25 protein-coding genes are annotated in these 23664 nt (G+C 70.2%); 12 read left to right on the top strand and 13 right to left on the bottom strand.

Annotated features, from left to right (window positions below; all coding sequences use genetic code 11):
• Positions 1 to 288 precede the first annotated feature (288 nt).
• Together ABD793_RS24030 and ABD793_RS24025 are read left to right on the top strand one after the other, a co-directional pair.
• Positions 289 to 786, top strand: coding sequence for a DUF6319 family protein (locus tag ABD793_RS24030; protein WP_344863678.1), 498 nt, complete (start codon positions 289 to 291; stop codon positions 784 to 786).
• Positions 787 to 992: 206 nt separating this feature from the next.
• Complete coding sequence (locus ABD793_RS24025; protein ID WP_344863676.1) at positions 993 to 1712, top strand: VIT1/CCC1 transporter family protein; 720 nt, start codon at positions 993 to 995, stop codon at positions 1710 to 1712.
• On the opposite strand, the gene ABD793_RS24020 is transcribed toward ABD793_RS24025, so the two are convergent.
• Positions 1709 to 3166, bottom strand: a complete 1458-nt coding sequence (locus ABD793_RS24020) for a peptide MFS transporter (protein WP_344863674.1) — start codon at positions 3164 to 3166, stop codon at positions 1709 to 1711. The genes ABD793_RS24025 and ABD793_RS24020 overlap by 4 nt on opposite strands.
• Before the next feature lie 206 nt (positions 3167 to 3372).
• Between ABD793_RS24020 and nhaA the strand changes: the two genes are divergently transcribed.
• The 3 genes from nhaA to ABD793_RS24005 are packed head-to-tail and all read left to right on the top strand — an operon-like array spanning position 3373 to position 6081.
• Complete coding sequence (gene nhaA / locus ABD793_RS24015) at positions 3373 to 4560, top strand: Na+/H+ antiporter NhaA (RefSeq protein WP_344863672.1); 1188 nt, start codon at positions 3373 to 3375, stop codon at positions 4558 to 4560.
• Between the two features lie 59 nt (positions 4561 to 4619).
• Positions 4620 to 5117 (top strand): phage holin family protein, encoded by a 498-nt coding sequence (locus tag ABD793_RS24010; protein WP_344863670.1) that lies wholly within the window; start codon positions 4620 to 4622, stop codon positions 5115 to 5117.
• Positions 5118 to 5148: 31 nt separating this feature from the next.
• Entirely contained in the window at positions 5149 to 6081 is a 933-nt protein-coding gene (locus ABD793_RS24005) for an alpha/beta fold hydrolase (RefSeq protein ID WP_344863715.1), read from the top strand.
• 14 nt (positions 6082 to 6095) lie between these two features.
• Here the strand turns inward: ABD793_RS24005 and ABD793_RS24000 are convergent, their stop codons facing one another.
• Genes ABD793_RS24000 through nth form a run of 4 tightly spaced genes read right to left on the bottom strand, consistent with a single transcriptional unit; the run spans position 6096 to position 9278 of the window.
• Complete coding sequence (locus ABD793_RS24000) at positions 6096 to 7280, bottom strand: MarP family serine protease (RefSeq protein WP_344863668.1); 1185 nt, start codon at positions 7278 to 7280, stop codon at positions 6096 to 6098.
• Entirely contained in the window at positions 7277 to 7996 is a 720-nt protein-coding gene (locus tag ABD793_RS23995) for an NUDIX hydrolase (RefSeq protein WP_344863666.1), read from the bottom strand. The genes ABD793_RS24000 and ABD793_RS23995 overlap by 4 nt, the downstream gene beginning before the upstream one ends.
• A complete protein-coding gene (locus ABD793_RS23990) occupies positions 7993 to 8598 on the bottom strand; it encodes a TlpA family protein disulfide reductase (RefSeq protein ID WP_344863664.1) in 606 nt (201 codons plus the stop codon). Before ABD793_RS23990 ends, ABD793_RS23995 begins: the two co-directional genes overlap by 4 nt.
• Complete coding sequence (nth, locus tag ABD793_RS23985; RefSeq protein ID WP_344863662.1) at positions 8595 to 9278, bottom strand: endonuclease III; 684 nt, start codon at positions 9276 to 9278, stop codon at positions 8595 to 8597. Before nth ends, ABD793_RS23990 begins: the two co-directional genes overlap by 4 nt.
• 224 nt (positions 9279 to 9502) lie before the next feature.
• Here nth and ABD793_RS23980 point away from each other — a divergent pair, with 224 nt between their 5' ends.
• Entirely contained in the window at positions 9503 to 9754 is a 252-nt protein-coding gene (locus ABD793_RS23980) for a hypothetical protein (RefSeq protein ID WP_181776673.1), read from the top strand.
• Positions 9755 to 9913: 159 nt separating this feature from the next.
• A complete protein-coding gene (locus ABD793_RS23975) occupies positions 9914 to 10588 on the top strand; it encodes a Crp/Fnr family transcriptional regulator (protein WP_003081747.1) in 675 nt (224 codons plus the stop codon).
• A gap of 780 nt (positions 10589 to 11368) precedes the next feature.
• On the opposite strand, the gene ABD793_RS23970 is transcribed toward ABD793_RS23975, so the two are convergent.
• Positions 11369 to 12532 carry a glycosyltransferase gene (locus ABD793_RS23970; protein WP_344863620.1) on the bottom strand — a complete coding sequence of 388 codons (1164 nt, stop codon included), beginning with the start codon at positions 12530 to 12532 and terminating at the stop codon, positions 11369 to 11371.
• A 95-nt stretch (positions 12533 to 12627) separates the two neighbouring features.
• Between ABD793_RS23970 and ABD793_RS23965 the strand changes: the two genes are divergently transcribed.
• Both ABD793_RS23965 and ABD793_RS23960 read left to right on the top strand, forming a co-directional pair.
• Positions 12628 to 13887, top strand: coding sequence for an MFS transporter (locus ABD793_RS23965; protein WP_344863618.1), 1260 nt, complete (start codon positions 12628 to 12630; stop codon positions 13885 to 13887).
• 102 nt (positions 13888 to 13989) lie between these two features.
• Positions 13990 to 15057, top strand: coding sequence for a DNA polymerase III subunit beta (locus ABD793_RS23960; protein WP_344863616.1), 1068 nt, complete (start codon positions 13990 to 13992; stop codon positions 15055 to 15057).
• A 1493-nt stretch (positions 15058 to 16550) separates the two neighbouring features.
• Here ABD793_RS23960 and ABD793_RS23955 read toward each other — a convergent pair.
• The 7 genes from ABD793_RS23955 to sp36 all read right to left on the bottom strand — a co-directional run bounded on the left by ABD793_RS23955 (position 16551) and on the right by sp36 (position 21105).
• Positions 16551 to 16805 carry a glutaredoxin family protein gene (locus tag ABD793_RS23955; RefSeq protein WP_344863614.1) on the bottom strand — a complete coding sequence of 85 codons (255 nt, stop codon included), beginning with the start codon at positions 16803 to 16805 and terminating at the stop codon, positions 16551 to 16553.
• Entirely contained in the window at positions 16805 to 17575 is a 771-nt protein-coding gene (locus ABD793_RS23950; RefSeq protein ID WP_344863612.1) for an MBL fold metallo-hydrolase, read from the bottom strand. The genes ABD793_RS23955 and ABD793_RS23950 overlap by 1 nt, the downstream gene beginning before the upstream one ends.
• A complete protein-coding gene (locus ABD793_RS23945) occupies positions 17576 to 18400 on the bottom strand; it encodes an NUDIX hydrolase (protein ID WP_344863610.1) in 825 nt (274 codons plus the stop codon).
• Positions 18401 to 18642: 242 nt separating this feature from the next.
• Positions 18643 to 19809 carry a hypothetical protein gene (locus tag ABD793_RS23940; RefSeq protein WP_344863608.1) on the bottom strand — a complete coding sequence of 389 codons (1167 nt, stop codon included), beginning with the start codon at positions 19807 to 19809 and terminating at the stop codon, positions 18643 to 18645.
• Between the two features lie 38 nt (positions 19810 to 19847).
• On the bottom strand, positions 19848 to 20477 hold the full coding sequence (locus tag ABD793_RS23935; protein WP_344863606.1) for a hypothetical protein: 630 nt from the start codon (positions 20475 to 20477) through the stop codon (positions 19848 to 19850).
• Entirely contained in the window at positions 20477 to 20932 is a 456-nt protein-coding gene (locus tag ABD793_RS23930) for a RidA family protein (RefSeq protein ID WP_344863604.1), read from the bottom strand. Before ABD793_RS23930 ends, ABD793_RS23935 begins: the two co-directional genes overlap by 1 nt.
• An 11-nt stretch (positions 20933 to 20943) precedes the next feature.
• The gene (gene sp36 / locus ABD793_RS23925; protein WP_093572516.1) at positions 20944 to 21105 is read right to left on the bottom strand and encodes a Sp36 family protein; all 162 of its coding nucleotides are present in this window, start codon (positions 21103 to 21105) and stop codon (positions 20944 to 20946) included.
• A gap of 142 nt (positions 21106 to 21247) precedes the next feature.
• On the opposite strand from sp36, the gene ABD793_RS23920 reads away from it, so the two are divergent.
• Genes ABD793_RS23920 through bagB form a run of 3 tightly spaced genes read left to right on the top strand, consistent with a single transcriptional unit; the run spans position 21248 to position 23644 of the window.
• Positions 21248 to 21496, top strand: coding sequence for a hypothetical protein (locus tag ABD793_RS23920; protein ID WP_344863601.1), 249 nt, complete (start codon positions 21248 to 21250; stop codon positions 21494 to 21496).
• 22 nt (positions 21497 to 21518) lie between these two features.
• Positions 21519 to 22523: an ATPase BagA gene (bagA, locus tag ABD793_RS23915; RefSeq protein WP_344863599.1), complete on the top strand. Its 1005-nt coding sequence runs from the start codon at positions 21519 to 21521 to the stop codon at positions 22521 to 22523.
• Positions 22523 to 23644 carry an ATPase BagB gene (gene bagB, locus ABD793_RS23910; RefSeq protein ID WP_344863597.1) on the top strand — a complete coding sequence of 374 codons (1122 nt, stop codon included), beginning with the start codon at positions 22523 to 22525 and terminating at the stop codon, positions 23642 to 23644. Before bagA ends, bagB begins: the two co-directional genes overlap by 1 nt.
• Positions 23645 to 23664 lie beyond the last annotated feature (20 nt).

Raw genomic sequence — 23664 nt, 5'->3', positions numbered from 1 at the left:
TCCCCAAAACCCGCTCCGGCAAAATCATGCGCCGCCTCCTGCGCGACGTCGCCGAAAACCGCCGCATCGGCGACGTCACCACCCTCGCCGACTCCTCCGTCATGGACCTCATCGCCACCGGCCTGAACTCGGGCAAGGAGGAATAGCCGGTCCGAGTAGGCTCCGCCCGGCTTGGTGCGCCCCGTCCGCGGGGCGCACCTGCCACGATCACCCCAGCGCGCGGACATCGAACGCATGTTCTACGATGCCCGCGTACCCACCCCAGATCCGGGCAAGGAGACGACACGAATGTCCGTGGAAGCCGTGACGCACGATCAGGACGCTGCGGCCGGGACGGCGGCGGAGCCGCAGGCCGCCGAAGCTCCGGAGGCCACCGAACAGGCTGCCGCACCGTCGCCCGCCGGGCAGGACTCCACCGAGGCGGCCGAGGACGAGCACGCCGGCACACCGGCCGTCACCGAATCACCGAAGCCGAAGCGGGGCAGGCCGAAGGCCGCGGCGTCCACCGCCAAGAAGACCCGCACCGTTGAGCTCACGCTCACCGTCACCGGGACCGCCGACGGTGAATGGCAGGCCGAGCTGAAGAACGGCAGCAAGTGGGTCGCGAAGGGCCTGGAAATCCCGGCCGCCGCGGTATCGCGCGCGGCGAAGGAACTGCACGAGGACCTGTCCGGTCCGATCGACGAGGTCATCAACGCCGCCCGTGAGGCACAGGCGGCGAAGGTGGCGCAGCTGGAGGCCGAGCTCGAAGCGGCCAAGGCGGCACTGGCCGAACTCAACGTCTGAGCCCATCTCCGAGAACAGCCCGGCGGTCGTCACCGCCGGGCTTTTTCGTCGCCGGCCGGCGCCACCAAGACGTTCCGGGAAGCCTCCGGCCGACGCGAAAACCCGGGTTGATCAGGTCTGCCTTATTGAGGATATCCTTTCTTTACCCGATTCCCCGAATTCCACAAGGATCGCGTCGGCACAATTTCTGTGGTTGACTTGAAACCGTGACCGAAATCGATGCCCGCCTCGGTGAGCAGGAGCCGCACGAGGGTCTCGGTGGCAGGCTGAACTGGTTGCGTGCCGGGGTTCTCGGTGCGAACGACGGAATCGTGTCGGTGGCGGGCATCGTCGTCGGCGTCGCAGGCGCGACCACGAACAGTACCGCGATCCTCACCGCGGGAATTGCCGGACTGGTCGCCGGTGCGTTTTCCATGGCCGGCGGAGAATACGTGAGCGTGAGCACCCAGCGGGACACCGAACGCGCGATGCTCCGATTGGAAAAGCACGAACTGAACACCATGCCGGAGGCCGAGGAACGCGAACTCTCACGGCTCTACCAGGACAAGGGCCTCTCCCCCGGACTGGCGGATCAGGTCGCGCAGGAGCTGACGCGCAAGGACGCGCTGCAGGCGCACGCCGATGCCGAACTCGGTATCGACCCGGACAACCTGACCAGCCCGTGGCAGGCCGCGTGGGCCTCGCTGCTGGCGTTCTCCGTCGGCGCGCTCCTGCCACTGCTGTCGATCGCGTGGACGGCGGTCGGCATCCGCGTGTGGGCGTGCGCGATCGCCGTGGTCGTCGGCCTCACGCTGACCGGCTTCGTCAGCGCGAGGCTGGGCAACGCGCAGGTGGGACGCGCGATCGTCCGCAACGTGGGCGTCGGCGCCCTCACCATGCTCGTCACCTATTTCGTCGGCGTGGCCTTCGGCACCGCCGCCGGTTAGTGCACGCCCTTCATCAGCCGCCGGATCAGCGGGATGAACGCAAACAGCGCCAGCCCGATCACGATCGCGACGCCGCCGATGATGCTGAAGTACGGCGTTTCGTTGTGCACGTCGTAGGACTCGGCGAGCTTGCCCGACATCGCCGTGCCCAGTGACACCGAGAGGAAGTTCAGCGCCACCATCTGGGTGCGGAACGATTTCGGCGCGAGTTTCGTGGACAGCGACAGCCCGACCGGCGAAAGCATCAGCTCGGCAATGGTGAACACGAACAGGATGCCGACCAGCGCGATCAGCGGGCTGCCGTTCTCCCCGGTCCCGGTCATCGGAAGGAACAGCAGGAACGCGCCACCCATCAGCACCGTGCCGAGCACGAACTTCATCGGCGTCGACGGCTGTTTCGGGCCGAGCTTGGTCCAGATCGCCGCGATGATCGGCGCGATCACGATGATGAACACCGGGTTGATCGAGTTGACCCAGGACACCGGCATCTCCCAGCCGAACAGGTCTCGGTTGAGCCGCTGGTCGCTGTAGGCCGAAACGACCGTGGCCTGCTGCTGGTACAGGGAGAAGAACGCGGCGCTGGCGATGTACATCGGGATGAAGGAGAACACCCGGCTGCGCTCGTCCGAGGTGATCTTCTTGCTGGTCAGGATGACCACGAAGTACACCACGGAGATCGCGACCACGACGTAGACCACGACGTCGGCAAGGTTGTCCGGGGTGATCACGCCGGTCAGGATCAGCACGACGATCGCCGCGACGATCACCACGCCGACCGCGATCGGGATCAGCCGCTGCGAGGAGGGCAGCGGGTTCGGCACCTCCGAGGCCTTGTTCCCGAGGTTCTTGCGGCCGATCGTGTACTGGATCAGGCCGAGCGCCATACCGATCGCGGCGAGGCCGAAGCCGAGGTGGAACCCGCCGTTCTGCTGGGCGAGGCCGGTCAGCAGCGGACCGATGAATGCACCGAGGTTCACACCCATGTAGAAGAGCGTGAAGCCGGCGTCGCGCCGCTCGTCGCCCTCCGCGTAGAGCGTGCCGACCACCGAGGTCGCGTTGCCCTTGAGACCGCCGGAACCGAGCGCGACGCACGCGAGGCCGATGCCGACGCCGGCCATGCCCGGCAGCAGCGCCAGCGCGATGTGCCCGATCATCACGATGATCGCGCTGTAGAACAGCGTGCGCTCCGAGCCGAGCAGCCGGTCGGCCACCCAGGCGCCGACCACCGTGGAGAGATAGACCGTGCCGCCGTAAGCACCGACGATGCCGAGCGCGGCACTCTGGTCGACGCCGAGACCGCCCTGGTCGGCCTTGTAGTAAAGGTAGATGGCGAGGATGCCCTGCATCCCGTAGAAGGAGAAGCGTTCCCACATCTCCACGCCGAAGAGGTTCGCCAGTCCTCGTGGGTGCCCGAAGAACCTCGTGTCCTGCTGGACCTCGTCAGAGGTACTCACAACCGTCTCGTTCCTTGCTCTGGACAACGTTGTCGTGCTTGTTTCGCATGCTAGAAGGCGAACAGGTGAACGAGACACCGGCGTCGGTATGGGATGGGTGACAACCGCACGCGGCTGACCACCGCGGACGTTAAACTGACCGACAGGTGTGCCGGGAAGTCTGGTCGGCGAGAAGTGCCCTGATCAACTCCTGTGGAGGTCCGCACGTGCACCTTTCCCGCCACACCGTCGCCGAGTTCACCCGTTATCTGCGCACCGAAACCACCGGCGGGCTGATCCTGCTCGCGGCCACCGCGGTGGCGCTGATCTGGGCGAACTCCCCGCTGAGCGGCGCGTACGAGGCGCTGCGCGATTTCCGTCTCGGCCCGGAAGTCCTGCACCTGAACCTCACCGTCGGGGACTGGGCCAAGGACGGGTTGCTCGCGCTGTTCTTCTTCGTGGCCGGACTGGAATTGAAGCGGGAACTCGTGGTGGGCGAGTTGTCCCGGTTCAAGCAGGCGGTGCTGCCGGTGATCGCCGCGGCAGGCGGGATGCTCGTGCCCGCCCTCGTCGCACTCAGCATCGGCTGGGGCGCACCGGGCATCGACCGCGCGTGGGCCATCCCGGTCGCCACCGACATCGCGTTCGCGCTCGGGGTGCTCGCGCTGACCGCCTCGAACCTGCCGAGCAGCGCCAGGGTGTTCCTGCTTTCCCTGGCGGTGGTCGACGACCTCGGCGCAATCATGATCATCGCGATCGTCTTCACCAGCGGATTCGACCTGGTCGCGGCCGCGGTCGCAGTGCTCGCGCTCGCGCTGTACGCGTTCCTGCAGCACAAGCGCGTGCGCACGTCCTGGCTGTACGTGCCACTCGCGCTGGTCACCTGGGTTGCGGTGCACTCCGCCGGGGTGCACGCCACGATCGCCGGCGTCCTGCTCGGCCTGCTCACCCGGGTCCGCCCGGACGAGGGTGAACGCGAGGCCCCCGCGGTGCGGCTGGAGCACCGGCTCCAACCGTGGTCTACCGCGGTCGCGGTGCCGGTCTTCGCGCTGTTCGCCGCCGGTATCTCGGTGCGCGGGGACGCACTGGCGCAGGTGTTCACCACGGCGTTGCCGCTGGCCGTCCTCATCGGACTCGTCGCGGGGAAGTTCGTGGGCATCCTCGGTGCGAGCATGCTGGCGGTGAAGCTGCGGGTGGCGGAAAAACCACGCGGGATGGGCTGGCGCGACCTGAGCGCGCTGGCGATGCTCGGCGGCGTCGGGTTCACGGTGAGCCTGCTGATCGCCGAACTCGCCCTGCCGAGGGAGACGAGCGAACTGGCGAAGGCGGCGGTGCTGATCGCGTCCGCGGTGGCTTCGCTGGGGTCGGCCGCGCTGCTGCTGCGGCGCAGCCGGGCACACGCCGGGGTGGACTGATCACGACACTCCCACCGGTCCGCCGCGCCCGGTGAGCGGCCACGTGGCACGATGACCCGGTGAGCAGCCCCAAACACGAACGCACCGGCCCCGACGGCGTGGGGGCCGTGCCGTACCTGCCCCTCTCCAGCGACGAGGAGGCCGCGGCAGGCGAGCAGTCCATCGGCAAGCTCGTCGGCGACGCAACCCAGCACCTCTCGACGCTGGTCAGGGCCGAGGTCGAGCTGGCGAAATCGGAGCTGGTCGCCGAGGTGAAGAAGGCGCTCAAAGGCGCCGTCTTCTTCCTGATCGCCCTCGCGGTGGCGCTCTACAGCTCGTACTTCCTGTTCCTGTTCGTCGCGGAAATCCTGTCCGACTGGTGGGGCGTCCGCTGGCCCGCGTTCCTCACCGTCTTCGGCCTGATGCTGCTGACCACGGCGGTGACCGCGTTCCTCGGCTGGCGCAAGGTGAAGAAACTGCGCGCACCGGAACGCACCATCGGCAGCTTCAAGGAGACGGCCGCGGCGCTGAAGCCACGCAAGCCCGCCGAAGACGATCTGCCCGCGACCCAGGACTGACCGGGGCCAGGCCTGTGCGGCGGAGCCGGTGCTGGAACTGACCCCCGACCCGTCGATCGTGCGGGCCGACGGTCCATGGACGCACCGCGACGTCTCCGCCAACGGCATCCGGCTGCACGTCGCCGAGTGCGGCGAGGGTCCGATGGTGCTGTTCCTGCACGGCTTCCCGGAATACTGGTGGACCTGGCGCCACCAGTTGCCCGCACTGGCCGACGCGGGTTTCCGCGCGGTGGCGGTGGACCTGCGCGGCTACGGAGACTCGGACAAGCCGCCGCGAGGTTACGACGCGTGGACGCTCGCCGGTGACGTCGGCGGGTTGATCAAGGCCCTCGGCGCCCGCAAGGCCCACCTCGTCGGGCACGCCTGGGGCGGGATGCTCGCCTGGACCGTCGCGGCACTGCACCCGCGGCTCGTGTCGTCGGTGACTTCGGTGGGCGGGGCACATCCGCTGGCGCTCAAGTCCGCGGTGAAACGCTCGGCGTGGCGGGTTTCCCGTGGTCAGGCACGTGCGGCCGGGCACCTGTTCCGGTTCCAGGCGCCGATGGCCCCGGAGAAGTGGCTCGTACGCGACGGTGCGGCCAACGTCGAAACGCTCGTCTCCAGCTGGGCAGGCGCACGCTGGCGAGCTTCGCCGGACTTCACCGAGACCGTGCCCTCGTTCCGCCAGGCCATGCTGATCCCCGGGGTCGCGCATTCCGCGCTGGAGTACTACCGCTGGGCTTTCCGCGCCCAGTTCCGCGGCGACGGCCGCCGGTTCACCGAAGCGGTCGGCGGCCGGGTGCGCGCCCCGTTGCTGCAATTGCACGGCGCCGAGGACACCTGCATCCTCCCGGAGACCGCGCAGGCGTCCGTGCACTGGGCCGGTCCGCACGAAGCTCCGCGGATCTGGCCGGGCATCGGGCATTTCCCGCACCTCGAGGATCCGGAACGGGTCACCGAGTCCGTTGTGGACTTCGTGCGCTGAAAGCCGCCGCGGGCTCAGCTGGCGCAGGCGCCGGTGCCCACGTTCGAGGTCTGCGACGGCGCGGCGTCCACCTCCGCGCGAACCTGCTCCGCGGTCAGCGTGAATCCGGTGTCCTGGTCCTCGACGGCCGCACCGAACACCACCCCGATCACGTCGCCGTCGGGGGTGATCATCGGACCGCCGGAGTTGCCGCTGCGGACTGTGCCCCGGACGGTGAACACGTCACGCTGCACCGTGTTGGCGTCGTAGATGTCCGGGCCACGCAGGTTGATCCGCCCACGGATACGCGCCGGTGTCGAGGTGTACGGGCCGTCGAGCGGGTAGCCGAGCACCACGGCGTCGTCCCCGGCCTTCGCAGTCCCCGAGGCGAACGGAAGGGCGGGCGCGCGCAGCCCCGGCACCGCCAGCACGGCGATGTCGACCTCCGGGTCGAAATACACCACCCGTGCCCGGTAATCGCCGGACGAGGACTCGATGCCGACTTCGTCGGTGCCTGCGACCACGTGCGCATTGGTCATCACCCGCTGCGGCGCGACCACGAAGCCGCTGCCCTCCAGCGAACGCGAGCAGGACGGCGCGTTGCCACGGATCTTCACCACGCTCGGGTGCACCCGGCGGGCAACCGCGGAGACGTCGAGCGAGGTGTTCGGCGGCGGCGTGTCCACCGCGGGCGCCTTCTCGAACGGCGCGAGCGCGGACGGGAAGCCCGAAGCGTCGAGCAGCTTGCGCAGCTCGCTCGGCAACCCCTGTGCCTGCGCCGGCATCAGGTCGTTGACCTTGCCGAGCACGGTCGAGGCGTTGATCGACTTCGCCAGCCCCGGGATCGCGGACACCGTGGTCAGCGGGTTCGCCACCAGCCAGGCGACCACGAAGACCGCGGCGGCCTGCACGATCGCGCCGAGCGTCTTGTCGATGCCGGACAGCCGGTCCGGGCTGATCTTGTTCCGCAGTTTGCGCCCGACCCACACGCCGAGCGTTTCGCCGAGCACGATCAGGAACACCACGACGGCGAACGCGAACGCGACCTTCGCCACCGGATCGTCGAACAGTTCGATCACGAACGGCGCGAGCTGCACCCCGGCCACCGCGCCGAGCGCGACCCCCACCAGCGCGGGCAGCGCCACGATCACGCCCTGGAACGCACCGGAGACCGCCGCCATCACCGCGAGCAGCAGCACGACGACGTCGACCCAGTTCACCGCCGCCCCTCCTCGTCCGCACCGCCCGGGGCCGCATGCCGTGCCCGGTGTTCGGCCCACGCTACGTCAAGGTCCCGGATGTCACCGAGATCCCACTCGCGTTCCCAGCCGCCGAGCGAGAGCAGCACGGACAGCAACCCGGCGGTGAATCCCCACACGAACATGCCGTCCACGTCGAAGGCGGGACCCTTCCAGGACGTCCCCGGCCGGCGTACCTGGAACCGGTTGGCCGGATCGGCGAGATCGGCCAGCGCGACCCTGGCGACCGTGGCGGTCTCCGCGAGGTCCACCGCCCGCACCGGCGAGGGCATGCGCCAGTGGGCCAGCACCGGCGTGACGGTGAACCGCGAGACCGGCACGAACAGCTCCGGCAGCACCGCGACCGGCAGCACACCGGACGGATCGACACCGGTCTCTTCCTCGGCCTCGCGCAGGGCCGTGCCGACCGGCCCGCCGTCACCGTCCTCGGCACCGCCGCCGGGGAACGCCACCTGACCCGCGTGCGAACCGAGCGTGTCGGCCCGGCGGATGAGCAGCACGTCCGGTCCGCCGGCACGCTCGCCGAACAGGATCAGCACCGCGGCGGCCCTGGTGAGCAGGCCGTCCGGCGGGCTGAACCGGGTGAAGGTGGTGCTGTCGACCTCGCCTGCCACCTTCACCAGCGGCCGCAGCCAGGCAGGCACGGTTTCGGGAGCGACGAGTGGTCCGGTCGTCATGAGTAGTCCTTCACCGCGGCACGCACCTGATCTGTGTTGTCGAACAACCGTGGAGCGGCGATGAACCGAACCCGCCCGTCCGCGGTCACCAGGTACGACGCCGGGAGCGAAGCGGGCACCTTCAGCGCGGTGCGGATCGGGCCGGTCTGGCCGTCTCCGTCGTAGAGCGACGGCAGGTGCACGCCGAGCTGCGCGAACAGGCCGAGACCGTCCGCCGCCGGACTCGCGACCTGCACCCCGAGCACCCGCACGGCACCCGGTTCGGCGGCGTACCGCTGCAGCACCGGCAGTTCCGCGCGGCACGGCTGGCACCACGAAGCCCACACGTTCACCAGCGTCGGCGCACCGGCGAGCACCTTGCCGACGTCGACCCGCGAACCGTCACCGAGGCAGTCCGCCTCGAGCCCGGAGACCTGGGCCACCGGCGGACCGGCCGCGGCGGGTGGGCACACCGACAGCTTGGCCTGCGCACGCACCGCGGTGAGGTCGCCGGTCGCCGCGGGCGCCGAGGTCTCGTCGCCACCGCGCAGCGTGAGCACCGCGACCAGCGCCGCAACCGCGAGAACTGCGACGCCAAGCGCCCATTTGGTGACCGTGGTCACCCGCGGGCCGCCAGCTCGAGGATGTGCTCGCGCTCCTCGCCCTTGACCAGTTTCGCGGCGACTTCGAACTCGGTGGGACCGGCGCCGAAGGACGGGCAGTCCTTGCGCAGCGGGCACGCGCCACAGGCGGGTTTGCGCGAGTGGCAGACCCGCCGCCCGTGGAAGATCACCCGGTGCGACAGCATCGTCCACTCCTTGCGCGGGATCAGCTCGCCGACCGCGTGCTCGACCTTGACCGGGTCCTCTTCCGCCGTCCAGCCCCATCGGCGCACGAGCCGTCCGAAGTGCGTGTCCACCGTGATTCCCGGCACGTCGAAGGCATTGCCGAGCACCACGTTCGCGGTCTTGCGGCCGACCCCGGGGAGGGTGACCAGCTCGTCCAGCTTCCCCGGCACCGCACCGTCGAACCGCTCCACGAGCGCCGCGCCGAGACCCATCAGCGAGTTGGCCTTTGCCCGGAAGAACCCGGTCGGCCGCAGGTACTCCTCGAGTTCGGTGCGGTCCGCGGCGGCGTAGTCGGCGGCGGTGCGGTACTTCGCGAAGAGCGCGGGCGTGACCAGGTTCACCCGGACGTCCGTGGTCTGCGCCGACAACACCACTGCGACCAGCAGTTCCAGCGGATTCGTGAAGTCCAGTTCGGCCTCCGCGTCCGGGTACACCCGGTCGAGGCAACGTTTCATCCGCCGGGCGCGTCTCACTAGGGCGAGCCGGCTTTCCGCGTCATCCTTGCGGGGGGCGTTCGGGACGGCTGGTGGCACCCCGATAGCCTACGGGCGAGTCGGACGAGCCGGTCGGGAGCACCCGCTGGTGGGCGGCCGACCCGCCAGAGCACCACCTCGGAGCGCCGGGCGTCCGCCATGAGCGAGGATCTGGAGTCCATGACTGTTTTCTGCGGATGTGTGTCATGACCGTGTGGTTCGTGATCCTGGTCCCTTTGGTGATCATGTTCTTCGCGCTCTTCATGGAGCGTGTGGAGACCCGCCTCAAGCACGTCGCGGTGCAGGAGAACGAGGTCGAGGAGTTCCTGGAGCAGGCCCAGCCGAACGAGGTGCGGGCGCTGTACGGGCACGGAATCGGCAGGGCGCTGGAGCTTTTCCGGCTCCGTCGGCTCGGCGGACGGGCGGCCAGGCTACGCGCGCGACGCGTGCGGAGTTAGGCTGCTCAGTCGGACGAGATCGTTCCCGGCCGCCGCGCTCCGCACGGCGAGCCGACGGGCGATCTTGCCGACACGCCCTAGACTGACGCGCAAGTGATCGGCGACACGGCCTTCGACCTGCGAAGGAAGTGATCGTTTCTCGACGAGGAGGCACCCGAGGTGGACGAAACCCTGGCCCGTGCGGGCATTTTCCAGGGTGTGGAGCCGGCAGCGGCGGAGGCGCTGGCCCAGACCTTGGAATCCGTGGAGTTCCCCCGCGGCCATGTCATCTTCAACGAGGGCGAGCCGGGCGACAAGCTCTACATCATCCAGTCCGGGAAGGTGAAGATCGGCCGCAAGTCGCCGGACGGCCGGGAGAACCTGCTCGGCATCTTCGGCCCGTCCGACATGTTCGGCGAGCTGTCCATCTTCGACCCCGGCCCGCGCACGTCCAGCGCGACGACGGTCACCGAGGTCCGCGCGGTCACCATGGATCGCCCGGCACTGCGTCAGTGGATCTCGACCCGTCCGGAGATCGCCGAGCAGCTGCTGCGGGTCGTGGCCCGCAGGCTGCGCCGCACCAACAACATGGTCGCGGAGCTGATCTTCACCGACGTGCCCGGCCGCGTTGCCCGTGCCCTGCTGCAGCTGGCACAGCGCTTCGGCAGTCAGGAAGCCGGCCTGCTGCGCGTCACGCACGACCTCACCCAGGAGGAGATCGCCCAGTACGTGGGCGCCTCTCGCGAGACCGTGAACAAGGCACTGGCCGACTTCGCGCACCGCGGCTGGCTCCGGCTGGAGGGCAAGAGCGTGCTGATCCTCGACCCGGAACGACTGGCCCGCCGGGCCCGCTGAACCACCGTTCGCGAAGGCCATCCCCGCATTCCGGGGGTGGCCTTCGGCGTGTCCGGTTGGATGTCTCTGGCGCCTTGGCGACCCATGGGCGTCGTGTGAGTCGCCGAAAGGGCGGCCTTGGAGACCTTGGGGGTCTCTGACGTCGTCGCGGGGAGCATTGGCGACCCTTGGCGTCTTGTGGGTGACCGAAGGGCGGCCTTGGGTGTCTCCGGGTCTCTGGGTGGCCGAAGGGTGACCTTGGGGTCTCTTGGACGTCTCTCACCGAAGGGTGGCTTCGAGTGCCTTGGCGCGCCTCGGGTCGCCGGAGGTGGTGTTTGACCTGGCCCACGGACCAGGCCCAGGTCGCAGAGACCTTTGGCAGATCCGGGCCGTTCGCCCGTGAGGGCCTGGCGTGCGGGCGTCTCGTCGGCACTTGTCCCCGGTCGTGGAGACCGCGTCCCCCACAAGGGCGGCATCCGCGGGGCGTCGTCGTGTCGGGCGCGTCATCCGGGCATCGAGGACGAAAATGACGAGGAGCCGGGCGCCACCCCCGACGTGGCGCACCGGCTCCTCGCCTGTGCACGGACCATCCCCCGACGACCCGCGCTCCCCGCCCTCCGGACCAAGGCCCCGACCCATCTGCCGGAGGGAGCTGGGTGCTGTGCTGTTGTTTCAACCATCATGGCCACTACCCACGAATTCAAGGCCATTCACTCTCAAGGACGCCGACGCCCCGGTTTCGTTGCACCGATTCGCCGAAAATCTCTTCAGTGTTACCTGATCGAGATCTACTGCCCGGTCTCAGGCTTCGCGGAGACGGTCGAGCACCGTCGCCGGGGACGGTAACGCGGCGATGCGGTCGGCGAACGTGCCCGCGGACTCGCGGTAAACCGGGTCGGTGAGTACGGCACGGACCGCGTCGCGGATTCCGTTGCCGTCGCCGGACTCGACCACCACGCCGGCCTTCGCGGCCCGAACCTGGGCTGCGACTTCGAAATGATCAGTCGCCAGCGGTGCGACGACGAGCGGTACGCCGTGCGCGAGTGCACCGAGCACGGTCGCCGAACCGCCATGGCAGACCACTGCGTCCACCTCCGGCAGCAACCGCTCCTGCGGCACGAAGTGTTCGATCCGCACGTGCTCCGGCTGATCGCCGAACCGCCCGCGGTCACCGCCATCGCCGATGGTCACCACGACGTTCACGGATTCGTCGCGCAGTGCGGCCACCATTTCCTCGAGCACTCCCGGCCGTGCGTTGTAGGTCGTGCCCAACGTGACGTACACGGTGCGGTCGTACGGGAGTCCTTCGAGCACAGCCGGACGCGGACCGGGTGCGGGCACCACGCCTTCCGGGCGGAGCGGCCATCGCGCCGGGTACTCCCACTCCACCCCGTCCGGGCGCAGGCCGTCCGGCCAGATGTCCAGGTAGGGCACACTTCCGCGGCCGGGAAGGCCGTCGAGCCCGCGTTCCCGGACCAGGTTCTCCGCGACCTCCCAGGCCCGCGCCATCGTCGCCGCGGCTTTCGGCGGACCGATCGCGTGCATCACGTACGGCACATCCACCAGGCACGCGGCCATCACCGCGGCGCGCTCGGCGAGGTTGGCGACGACGAGGTCAGGGCGCCAGTCCCGGACGAAGGCCACCATGTCGTCCAGCCGGGCAGCCGCACCCATGCCGACCATGTACTCGGCGATGAGGTGGGAAAGCCGCTGCTCGGGCGTCATGTCCGCCATCTCCGCGCGGGCGCGTTGCCACATCGCGTCGTTCGAGGCGGAACCGTTCGGGGCGGAACCGTTCGGACGGCCGATCGGGACCGCGGGGAGACCGGCGTCCGCCAAATGGTGCACAGCTTCCGGGCCGGTCACGAACACCACTTCGTCCCCGGCGTCCCGCGCGGCGCATGCGAGCGGCAGCATCGGCGCGATGTGGCTGTACCCGGCGCCGGAGGACAACATCAGCCGCATCGCGTGAGCATACCGAGGTCTCACCCGTCCGGGGGTGATGCACGCGACCGAAAATAACTGGTACTCACGTACCACTTTCCGGCATACTGGTACGCGTGTCCCAGTCTGTTCACTCCGAAGGCCGCACCACGCTCGCCGACTACCGCGCCGCACTGAGCGCCCCCGGCGCGCGGCGCCCTGCGCTGGCGTCGGTGCTCGCCCGGCTGCCGATCGCGATGGTCGGCATCTCGGCATTGCTTTACGTGCAACGCGAGACCGGCTCGTTCGCCGACGCCGGGCTCGTCTCGGCCAGCGCGCTCGCGGGCGTCGCGGTGGGTGCGGTCATCCAGGGACGGCTGATCGACCGGTTCGGGCCGACCCGTCCGCTGCTGGGCGTGGCCGCGCTGCTGGCGGTGTCGATGACGGCGCTCGCGCTCGCGATCGAAGCGCACGCGACCACCTTCGTCCTGGTGGCGCTGGCCGCAGCGACCGGACTTTCCGAGCCGATGGTCGGTTCGGCTTCCCGCGCGTTGTGGACGAGACTGCTGCCCGCGGGGCAAGCACGTAACGCCGCCTTCTCCTACGAAGCGATCAGCATGGAGGTGTTCTTCATCCTCGGCCCTGGCATCGCCGGCCTGCTGGTCACGGCGCCGTGGCCGGGCACCGGGATGGTCGCGGGGGCCGCGACGATGATCATCGGCGCCACACTGTTCGCGCTGAGCCCCGCCGTGCGCGAATGGGGGCCCGCGCCACGAGCGAAGGGGCCGCTCCTCGGCGCACTGGCCGGGTCGGGCATGCGCACGCTTGCGTTGGCCGCGCTGGGTTTCGGCATGGTGATCGGGTTCGTCGAGGTGGCAGTTCCGGCGGCCGCGACGGAATCCGGGCATGCGTCGGTGAGCGGACTGCTGCTTTCGGCCTGGTCACTGAGCTCGGTGGCGTTCGGGGTGGCCTACAGCCTGCGTCCGTGGCCACGCCGGCTCGGTCTGCGGCTGCCCGTGCTGCTGGGCGGTTTCGGTGCGCTGGTGGCGTTGCTGGCACTGCCGTCGTCGCTGTGGGCGCTGGCATTGCTGATGCTCCTGGCGGGCGCGATGATCACACCGCAGTCGACCACGCACTCGGCAGCGATCGAGGCCGTCGCACCACGCGGGACGGCGGCCGAGGCGTTCGGCTGGGTGCTGACGGCCGTCACCTTGGGGCTCTCGGTCGGCCAGTCGGTGAGCGGGTACCTCGTCGAACACGCGGGGACCGGCGCTGCGTTCCTCGCCGCAGGGGTCGCCGGGCTCGCGCTGGCCTCGGTGGTGTGGCTGCTGCGCGGCACGGTGCGGCCGGCGGCTGCTGCCCCCGAAGTGCCCGAACTGGTCACGGTCGGTCACTGAGCGCGACAGTCCCTTTCGTACCGACCTTGTTTTCGCAGGTCATCGTGGGTTCATCCGGGTACTCGCCGGTTTCTGTCGGTGGCCGTCGCTAGTTTCGCCGGCATGGACCTGACCTCCCTTGTGCGGCCGCTGGCGGCGGCCGCGAACGCCGCGGTACGGCTGCTCTCGCGGCAGGCTCGGTTGCGATTGCGGGCGAGCGCCCGCGGCGTCGTGGTCTCCGGCAGCGACCGCGACCTGGCCGTGCGGTTCGAGTGCGCTGCGACCACGCACCTCGACGGCGAGGTGCTGGTGCCGGCCGCACCGTTCGCCGAGACGATGCGGATGCTCGACGTCGACCGGGTCCGGCTGGTCGTCGAGGGCAACCGGCTCGCGATCAGGACGGACGGCGCGCGCTTCGCGTTGCCGCTGCTCGACCGCGAGCTGCACCACGATCCGGCGCCGCCACCCCGGTTGTCCGAAGTAGACAGTTCGTTGCTGACGACGGCAGTGCGCACCGTCGCGGGCACCGCGGCGAAAGACGATCCGCTGCCGCTGTTCACCGGGGTACGGGTGCAGTCCGTCGGCGACGAACTGCGGCTCACCGCCTCGGATCGCTACCGGATGGCCGTGGCCCGGTTGCCGCTGCGCGCACTGCGGCAGCCGATCGATGTGCTTGTGCCTGCCGACCTGCTGACCGAGGCCATCCGGCACGGCGCCGGCGTGCTCGGCCTGCACGCCGGCGCCGGACGTTTCGCGTTGAGCTGGGACGGCGGCGCGGTCACCACCGCGGTACTCGATGCCGGCTTCCTGTCCGAGGACGCGATCCCGTCCGACTCGGTCGACACGGAGGTGGAGCTGGGCGCCGATGAACTGGCCGCAGCCGTCCGGCGCGTCGGCGTCTACTCGGCGGATCGGCGGGTCCTCACCCTGGAAGTCGGCGACACGCAGGTCCGCATCGCGAGCGCAAGGCAGGACACCGGGGAGGCAGAGGAAACCCTGAAGGCAAACGTGTGCGGCGGCCGGACTTCGCCGTCCTTCCAGTCCCGCTACCTGCTGGACGCACTGACCCCCTTCAGCGGCGACCGAGTCCGGCTGGCCATCCAGCCGGGGTTGCGCGCCTGCGTACTCACCCCAACCACCGAACGGGAGGTGCGACTCACGTACTACCTGATGCCCATGCTGCCGAGGTAAACCCGCCCACAGACCTTCCTCCACACGCAACGATCGCCCATCCCGGTCGACGTGCGGACTCCCGGTCTATGTTGCGGGCCCCCGTCAACGTTGCGGACTCCCGGTCTATGTTGCGGACTCCCGGTCGGCGTGCGGGCCCCCGTCAACGTTGCGGGCCCCCGGGCAACGTTGCGGGCCCCCGGTCGGCGTGCGGGCGCCCGGTCGGCCACGCCGAACCCGCCGGAGCGCCCAGCCTTCGGCGCGTCTTGCCAAGCCCTGGTCGATGTTGCGAGCCCCCGGTCGACGTGCGGGCCGCCACCTGGCCACGCCGAACCCGCTGGAACGCCCCCCACGTTCGGAGCGTCTTGCCGGTGCGCACGCCACGCCATGCCGGAGTCCACACCGCCACGCCGCGCTGTGGCACCGGGGCAGGCACGTTGCCGACGCTCCACACCAACGCAGCACCAAACTCGCGACGAGCAGTACCCGAGCCAGCCCCGCCGCTACAGCGCGCGCTCAGGTACCGCGCGAGCGCGGCATCCGAACAGCATCCCCAGCCCCGCAAAGCAACCCGCGGGCCTGGGCACCGACGATCGCGAGAGGAGGTAACCAAGCGCTCGCCGCCACCGTGCGGAAGCGTCGACGTCCCGGCCCTCCGTCCGCCGCGAACGGCCCTCGCCGCCACTTGGGGTGCTGCACCGCGGAAGATGCTGCCGCCCGCGAGGAGCGATGCTCACCGCAGGGTGCAGTGCAGCCCCGCGGAAGATGCCGCCACCCGCGAAGAGCGATGCTCACCGCAGGTAACAGTGATCGCCGCGCAGGCGGTACAGCACCGCCGAGAGTGCCGCCGCCCTCGAAGAGCGGTGTTCACCGCTCATTGCGGTAGTGGCCGCTCGCTGCGGTAGTCGCCGCTCATTGCGGTAGTCGCCGCGCAGGCGGTGCTGCCACCGCGGAAGGCGGCACCTGCGAAGGGTGATGTTCACCGCGGTTGCGGGCAGTCGCCGTGCTCGCCGCGCAGAACGGTGCACGTCGCGGGAGGCGGTGCGCGTCGCGGGAGGTGATGGTGTTGCCGCTAGGCGGGTGTGGCCGCTGTGCGGTGAGCCGTGCGGTGCGCCTCACGGGCCGGGGCCAGCGTGAGGTTGGGCTCGCGCAGGACCGGGGGTCCGTACGGGGGCCGGGATCCGAGCGAGGCCAGGACCCGAGCGAGGCTGGGACCCGAGCGAGGCTGGGACCCGAGCGAGGCTGGGACTCGCGCAACCCAGGCCTCTTGTACGCGGAGCGTGCCGAATAGGAGCCGGATCCGAGGGAGGCCGGGATCCGCGCAACCCAGGCCCGAGTAGAGCCCGCGCCCGAGTAAGACGCGCTCCGCGTACAAGAGCCCGCGCCCGAGTAAAGCCCGCGCCTGAGTAAAGCCGGCGCCTGAGTAAGGCCGCGCTGGAGGGAGTCGGGGACCCGCGTGCAACCGGACCCGAGTAAGGACCGGGCTCCAGTGAGGCCGGGGCCGAACGGGGGGATCAGGCTGCGGACTCCGCGTGGACGGCGGCTCGTACCTGGTCGATGGTCGGGTTCACGAGTGCGGTCGAGCCGACGATCACGGTCGGCACGGTTTCGTTGCCGTTGGCCACTTCGCGTACTCGTTCGGCGGCGCCTGGTTCTTCCCAGATGTTGATCTCCTTGACGGCGAAGCCGCTTTCCAGCAGTTGCGGTCGCAGGGCTCCGCAGAAGAAGCAGCCCGGCCGCCAGTAGAACTCGACCTCGACGTCACTCATCACTCGTCCTCCGAAGCACGCAGGTAGTCCAGCTGGGCCCGCACGCTTGCTTCGGCGGGGCCCCACAGTGCCTGGTCGACGTCCACGTACACGACCTCGACGACCTGCCGGGGCGTCGCGTCCGCGCCAAGCACCTGCAAGGCGGAACGCACCTGGTCCAGCCGCTGTTCCCGGTGTGCCAGATACTCCCGCGCGGTGGACGGCAGATCGGGCAGTTCCGGGCCGTGTCCGGGCAGCCCCGGCGTGCCCTCCGGAAGATCGATCAGCCGCCGCAGGGAACGCAGGTAGTCGCCGAGGTCGTGCAGCACGGTCGTGCCACGGCCGAGGATCGTGTCGCCGGTCAGGATCTGGTCCGCGACGTGCAGCGAAACCGAATCGTCGGTGTGCCCGGGGGTGTGCAGCACACGGATCTCGAGGCCGCCGCCGGTCACCACGTCGCCGTCGGCGAACGGCTCGGCGCCGAGGCACAGCGACGCGTCGAAGGCCCGGACCGGCGCGCCGGTCCGCTCGGCCAGCCACGGTGCGCCTTCGGCGTGGTCGGGATGGTGGTGGGTCAGCAGGATCAGCTCGATCGCGCCGGCACCCGCGAGCTTCTCCAAGTGGTCCAGATCCCGGTAGCCGGGGTCGACGACCACCGCGGCGGACGCGTCCGGGGCACGCAGCAGCCAGCTGTTCGTCCCCTCCAGCGTCATCGTGGACGGGTTGTTCTCCAGCAGCACCGACACCGTCTCGGAAACCCGGCGCAGCACGCCGTAGGCGGGGGCGGTCATTCAGTCCTCCGTCGGGTCGAGGATGACGCGGATGTTCTCGCCGTCCCGGACCAGGGTCGGCATGGTCTTGACGATCTCGCGCGGCTGGGCGAGCGCGGCGCCTGCCGTCACGAACTCGCCCAGTTCGGTCAGCGTGAGCCAGGTCGGTGGCATCAGCGTGCGACGGCCCTCGCGTGCGTCCGCGATCGCGTCGGCCGGACGTTGCCAGCCCACTGCGTCGGCTTCGGACGTCGCGCCGTCGGCACGCTGGCCCGGCGGCAGCTGCGCAGCGAAGAACCGCGTGTCGTACCGACGCGGCTCCTCCCGTGGCGTGACCCAGTGCGCGTACGGCCGCAGCAGGTCCGCGCGCAGCGTGAGGCCTGCGTCGGCGAGAAATCCGGCGAGCGAGATTTCCTTGCTCTCCAACGCTTTCCGGGCCTCCCGGTACGGCGCGACATCGGCGACCACGGCGTCTTCGGTGCCTGCCAGCAGTACGCCGGACTCCTCGAAGGTCTCCCGCACGGCGGCACACACGAGCGCGCGGGCGAGCCCTTCGTCGCAGGTGAACCGCTCTGCCCACCACGAAGGCGGCGGACCGGCCCAGGCGACGGACGCATCGGCATCCCGCGGATCCACACCGCCGCCGGGGAACACCGTCATCCCGCCCGCAAACGCCATACCGCGCACCCGATGCTGCAGGAAGACCTCCGGCCCGTCCGCGGCGTCGCGCAGCAGGATCACCGTCGCGGCGTCCCTCGGCTGCACCGGCGGCCCGTCGGCGTTGTCCCGGATCCCGATACCGGGGTGGGAGGGAATGTCGAAGACGAACTCACGCGGCCGATCCACCCGGGCAACATACCTCGCGACCCGTGCGGATCACCGGATAGTGGTCGCATCTCACGACGCGGAACCGACGGCAGGGCACAGAAGAAAACGGCGGACCGGTCGTCCGGTCCGCCGTTTCTCGAAAGCCAGGTCAGGAGCTCGACCAGCGCTGATCGCCACCCGAGCGGGAAACACCGGTCACGAACTCAACCAACGCTGAGCACGCTCCGCGTACAAGATCGCCACCCGAGCGGAAACACCGGTCAGGAGCTGGACCAGCGCTGGTCACCACCCGAACGGGAGGCGCCGTTGAGCCGCAGCCGCGCGGCCTCGGCTCGCTCCCGTTCGGCCAGTTCTGCGTGCAGCTCCCGCAGCAGGGCGCGGTCGCGCTCGGACAGGCTCGGGTCCTCGAGATCCAGCGCGGGCAGCTCCACGACCTCGTGCATGCTCGGCTTGCCGACGGCGATCTCGCGGCCCTTCTCCGGGTCCTCGGCCAGCGCCTGCCGCAGCTGCGCGACCTCCGCCGGGGTCAGATCCGCGGTGCGCTCGGCCCGCGATTCCTCGGCCGCGTGTGCCCGCTCGGGCTCGGCGGGACGCTCCGGCGGCGGGTTCTGCACGATGGGCACCACCGGGGCGACCGGCACGACCGGGGCAACCGGTTCCGGCTCGGGCACCGGTTCCGGGGCCGGCTGACGGATACCGTGCCTGCTCGGAGCTTCCGACACCGGCTCGGCGACCGGCGGGGGTGCCGGAGCACGCGGTGGCGCGGCCGGTTCCGGGCGGTAGTCCGGGGCCGAATGCGTGCTGCCGGTGACCCACACCGGCGTCGCGACGGCGCCGGCGGTCTGGTGGTAGTCCGACTTCGGCACGCCGGGACCGCTCACCTCGACCACCGAGCGGATGCCCGCCCGGCGCAACGCGGTGTCGACCCGGAAGGCCACCGCGGGCGGATTGCCCTCCGGGCCCAGCTCGACCAGCACCACCCGCTGCGGCAGCGCACCCGGCACACTGCCTGCCGGGGTGTTGCGCCAGACCGCGTGCACGGACCGGACGTCCGGCAGCACCTGCAGCGTGCGGTCGAGGGCTTCGGCGAGGCCGAACTCGGGCTGGTTGTCCCCGGTGAACCGGTGGGTCTGCACCGGTTCGTGCTCCTCGACCAGCAGGTCGTTGGCGAGCGTCGCGTCCGAACGGCTCATTTCCAGCACGAGCGCCAGCTCCCGCTGTTCGGTCCCGGTCACCGGGATCCGGCCCGCGATCAACGTGCCGGTGGTGAGTTCCACGGCCTCGTCGATGTGCGCGCGGGCGATCAGCTCACGCGCCTCGGTGAGTGCACTGTCGTCGATGCGGCCCGCGAGGGCCAGCAACAAGTTGTGCAGGCGCAGGGGCACCGAGAACCCGTCCATCGGCGGGCCGTCGTGAACCTCCACCATTGCTCTGCTCCTCCCAGCTCGCCCGGCGGCTACGAGCGTTAAGCGGCGACGAGTCGATGACCGGCACCCGCGGCGCCGACACAGACCAGCTCGGATTCGGCGAGCGCGGCCCGGTGGTACCCGGGAAGGTCGAAGCGCGGCGGAATGACCTCGACGCTGGGTTCCTCGTCTCCCAGCACCCGCAGCACCCGCTGCAGTTCACCGGTGAGCCTCGGCTGTCCCGCCGTCGCCGTCACCAGCAGGACCCGTTTGGCCCCGCCCTCGCCCGCCGCACCAAGGTGCCGCCAGCTCTGCCGCACTTCCCCCACATCCGCGCGTCCACGCAGAGTCGCGTGGAGCAGGACGGACACAGAGTCGACGGAGTTCACCCATTCGGGGGCACTCCGCGTGAATGTGTACCGGGTCTCGGCGACGTCGTCTACCCCCAGGGTCGAACTCACCTGGTGCCAGTCCGCGCCGTGCGGGATGAGACCGGCCACCAGCAGGCGATACTCCGCCTGGTCGAGGTCGATCCTGTGCTTGAGCAAAGACCTGGGCAGGGTACGCGCGAGCGTGCCCATCGCACCCTCGCCGAGCCAGTCCCGGAACCGCCAGAGCAGCTGGTCCGGCGTGCGCCCGGCCAGCCGGAGCAGCAGCTCGTGCAGCGACTGTTCGATGTCGGGGTCCATCACTCCACCTCCACGATCAGTTCGACCTCCACGGGTGCGCCGATCGGCAGCTCGGCGACGCCGACCGCGGAGCGCGCGTGCACCCCTGCGTCGCCGAACACCTCGCCGAGCAGCTCGGACGCCCCGTTGACCACCGCGGGCTGGCCGGTGAAGCCGTCCGCGGATGCGACGAAGCCGACCACCTTGACGATCCGCGTCACCGAATCGATGCCGGCCAGCGCGTGCACCGCGGCGAGTGCGTTGAGCACCGCGGTGCGGGCGTGGTCCTTGGCTTCCTCCGGGCTGACTTCCCCGCCGACCTTGCCGGTCGCGGCGAGCGCGCCGTCGACGAACGGCAGCTGCCCGGAGGTGTAGACGTGCGAGCCGCTGCGCACGGCCGGCACGTATGCGGCCAGCGGTGCGGCGACTTCCGGCAGTTGGATGCCGAGCTCGGTGAGCCGTTCGCTCCAGGTCACAGCGGTCCCCCTCAGCTCTTCGGCCGCTTCAGGTAAGCGACGTGCTGTTCGCCGCTCGGATTGGGCAGCACGGTGACCAGTTCCCAGCCGTCCTCGCCCCACTGGTCGAGGATCTGCTTCGTCGCATGGATCAGCAGCGGGACGGTGGCGTACTCCCATGTGGTCGCGCTCATGACTCGGGAGCGTAACCAAGCGGGCAAGACCGCCTCAGACCGCCGCCGTTGAAGGAACTCCACCCGACCAGGTGAATAAGTAACGGAGCGTATCTGAATGTGGGGCACCTCACACCTGACGCCGGATCGCTAGCGTGGCCGCGTGGAGACTTGGCGGATCATCGCGACCGTGCTGCTCGCCGTTGCCGGGGTGCCGCTCGCACTCGCCGTGATGGCGAAGACGCGCGATCACGTGAACGACTCGGGCCGGGTCGCGGTCGCGGGCGTGATCACCACCACCGCGCTGGTCGTGGTGGCCGTGCTCACCCTCACCGTGCTGCCCGGCGTGGTGACCTGGTGCCTCGTCGCGGTGGTCGCGGCTGCGGTCGGCGTCATGATGCTGGCCAGCTGAGCGCCGGTTTACTGTTGACGTCGTGACCACACCCTCCGCCGGCTGGCCCGACGAGCTCACCCGGGCCCGGCTGCATTTCGTCACCGGCAAGGGCGGCACCGGCAAGACCACGCTCGCCGCGGCACTCGGCCTCGCGCTCGCCCGCGACGGCCGCCGGGTGCTGCTGATCGAGGTCGAGGGACGGCAGGGCATTGCCCAGCTCTTCGACACCGAACCGCTGCCGTACGCGGAGCAGCGCATTGCCTCGGTGCCCGGTGGGGGCGAGCTGCGGGCCCTGCACATCGACGTCGAAGCGGCACTGCTCGAATACTTCGAGATGTTCTACAACCTGGGTTTCGCGGGCCGCACGCTGCGCCGGATGGGCGCGATCGAGTTCGCCACCACGCTCGCACCGGGTCTGCGCGACGTACTGCTCACCGGGAAGATCAAGGAGTGCGTCGGCCGCACCGAATCCGACGGCAGGCACACCTACGACGCGGTGGTGGTCGACTCCCCGCCGACCGGCCGCGTGGTGAAGTTCCTCGACGTCACCAAGGCACTGACCGATCTGGCCAAGACCGGCCCGATCCGTGGACAGGCCGACGGCGTCGTGCGGCTGCTGCACTCCGGCGAGACCGCGATCCACCTCACCACGCTGCTGGAGGAAATGCCGGTCCGCGAGACCGTGGAAGCCGTGGCCGAGCTGGACGGCGCCGATCTGCGGCCGGGCGCGGTGCTGGTCAACCGGGTCCGCCCGCCCCGGCTGCCCGCGCGTTCGGTCACCGCGGCCGCGGACGGCCGGGTGGACGCCGAACGAGTGCGTTCCGGCCTTGCGTCGGCCGGGCTGAAGCTGCCGGACGAGACGCTGGACGCGCTCGTGGAGGAGACCGTGGGCCACGCCGTGCGGGTGGCTGCCGAGCAACGCGCCCGCGAGCAGCTCGCCGAAGCGGACCTGCCGACGCTGGAGCTGCCGGACCTCACCGACGGCATCGACGTCGCCGCGCTTTACGAACTCGCCGAAGCACTGCAGGACCAGGGGGTGCGCTGATGCCTGCTCAGCCGATCGAGGTGGACGCCCTGCTCGACGACCCGGAAAGCCGCGTGATCGTGTGCTGCGGGTCCGGTGGGGTCGGCAAGACCACCACCGCGGCGGCGCTCGCGCTGCGTGCGGCCGAACGCGGACGCCAGACGGTGGTGCTCACCATCGACCCGGCCCGCCGGCTGGCGCAGGCGCTCGGGCTGCGGGAACTGGGCAACCACCCGAAACAGGTACAGGTCGAAGGCTTCGAGCCCAAGGGCGAGCTGTGGGCGATGATGCTCGACATGCGCCGCACCTTCGACGACATGGTGCGGGTGCACGCCGGTCCGGAGCGCGCCGAGCAGCTCCTGCAGAACCCCTTCTACCAGACCATTTCCACGTCGTTCTCCGGCACGCAGGAGTACATGGCGATGGAGAAGCTCGGCCAGCTCGCGGCCACCGACGAGTGGGACCTGATCGTGGTCGACACGCCGCCGAGCCGGTCCGCACTCGACTTCCTGGACGCGCCGACCCGGCTGTCCACCGCGCTCGACGGGCGGATGATCCGGCTGCTCACCGGCCCCGCGAAGGCAGGCGGCTGGGGACTGCGCAAGGTGGTCAGTGCCGGGTTCTCGATGTTCGCGAAGGCGGTGTCCACGATCATCGGCGGCCAGCTGCTCGCCGACGCGTCGGCATTCATGCAGGCCTTCGACACCATGTTCGGCGGGTTCCGCGAACGGGCCCGCAAGACCGCCGAACTGTTGCGCTCGTCCGGTACGTCGTTCCTGGTGATCGCGGCGCCGGAGCCGGACGCGCTGCGGGAGGCGTCCTATTTCGTGGAACGGCTCGCCGGAGAAGGGATGCCGCTGGCCGGGCTGGTGGCCAACCGGACCCATCCGGTGCTGGCCCCGCTGTCCGGGCCGGAGGCGCTGACCGCCGCCGAATCGGTGCAGAACGCGCCGCTGGCCGAGGCCGTGCTGCGGCTGCATGCCGATCGGGTGGTTCTTGCCGATCGCGAGAACCGGCTGCTCGCCCGGTTCACCCGGGCGCATCCGGAGGTCCCGCTGGTTCGGGTGCCCGCGCTCGCGGGCGACGTGCACGACGTCGAAGGCCTGCGCGACATCGGCGGGAAACTGGCCACGGCCTCGTGAGCGAACCGGCGTACCGGACG

Source organism: Amycolatopsis ultiminotia (genome assembly GCF_039536925.1).
GTDB classification, from domain to species: Bacteria; Actinomycetota; Actinomycetes; order Mycobacteriales; family Pseudonocardiaceae; genus Amycolatopsis; species Amycolatopsis ultiminotia.
Note: the sequence above shows the minus strand (reverse complement) of the source record. Positions and strands in the feature narration are given on the sequence as shown.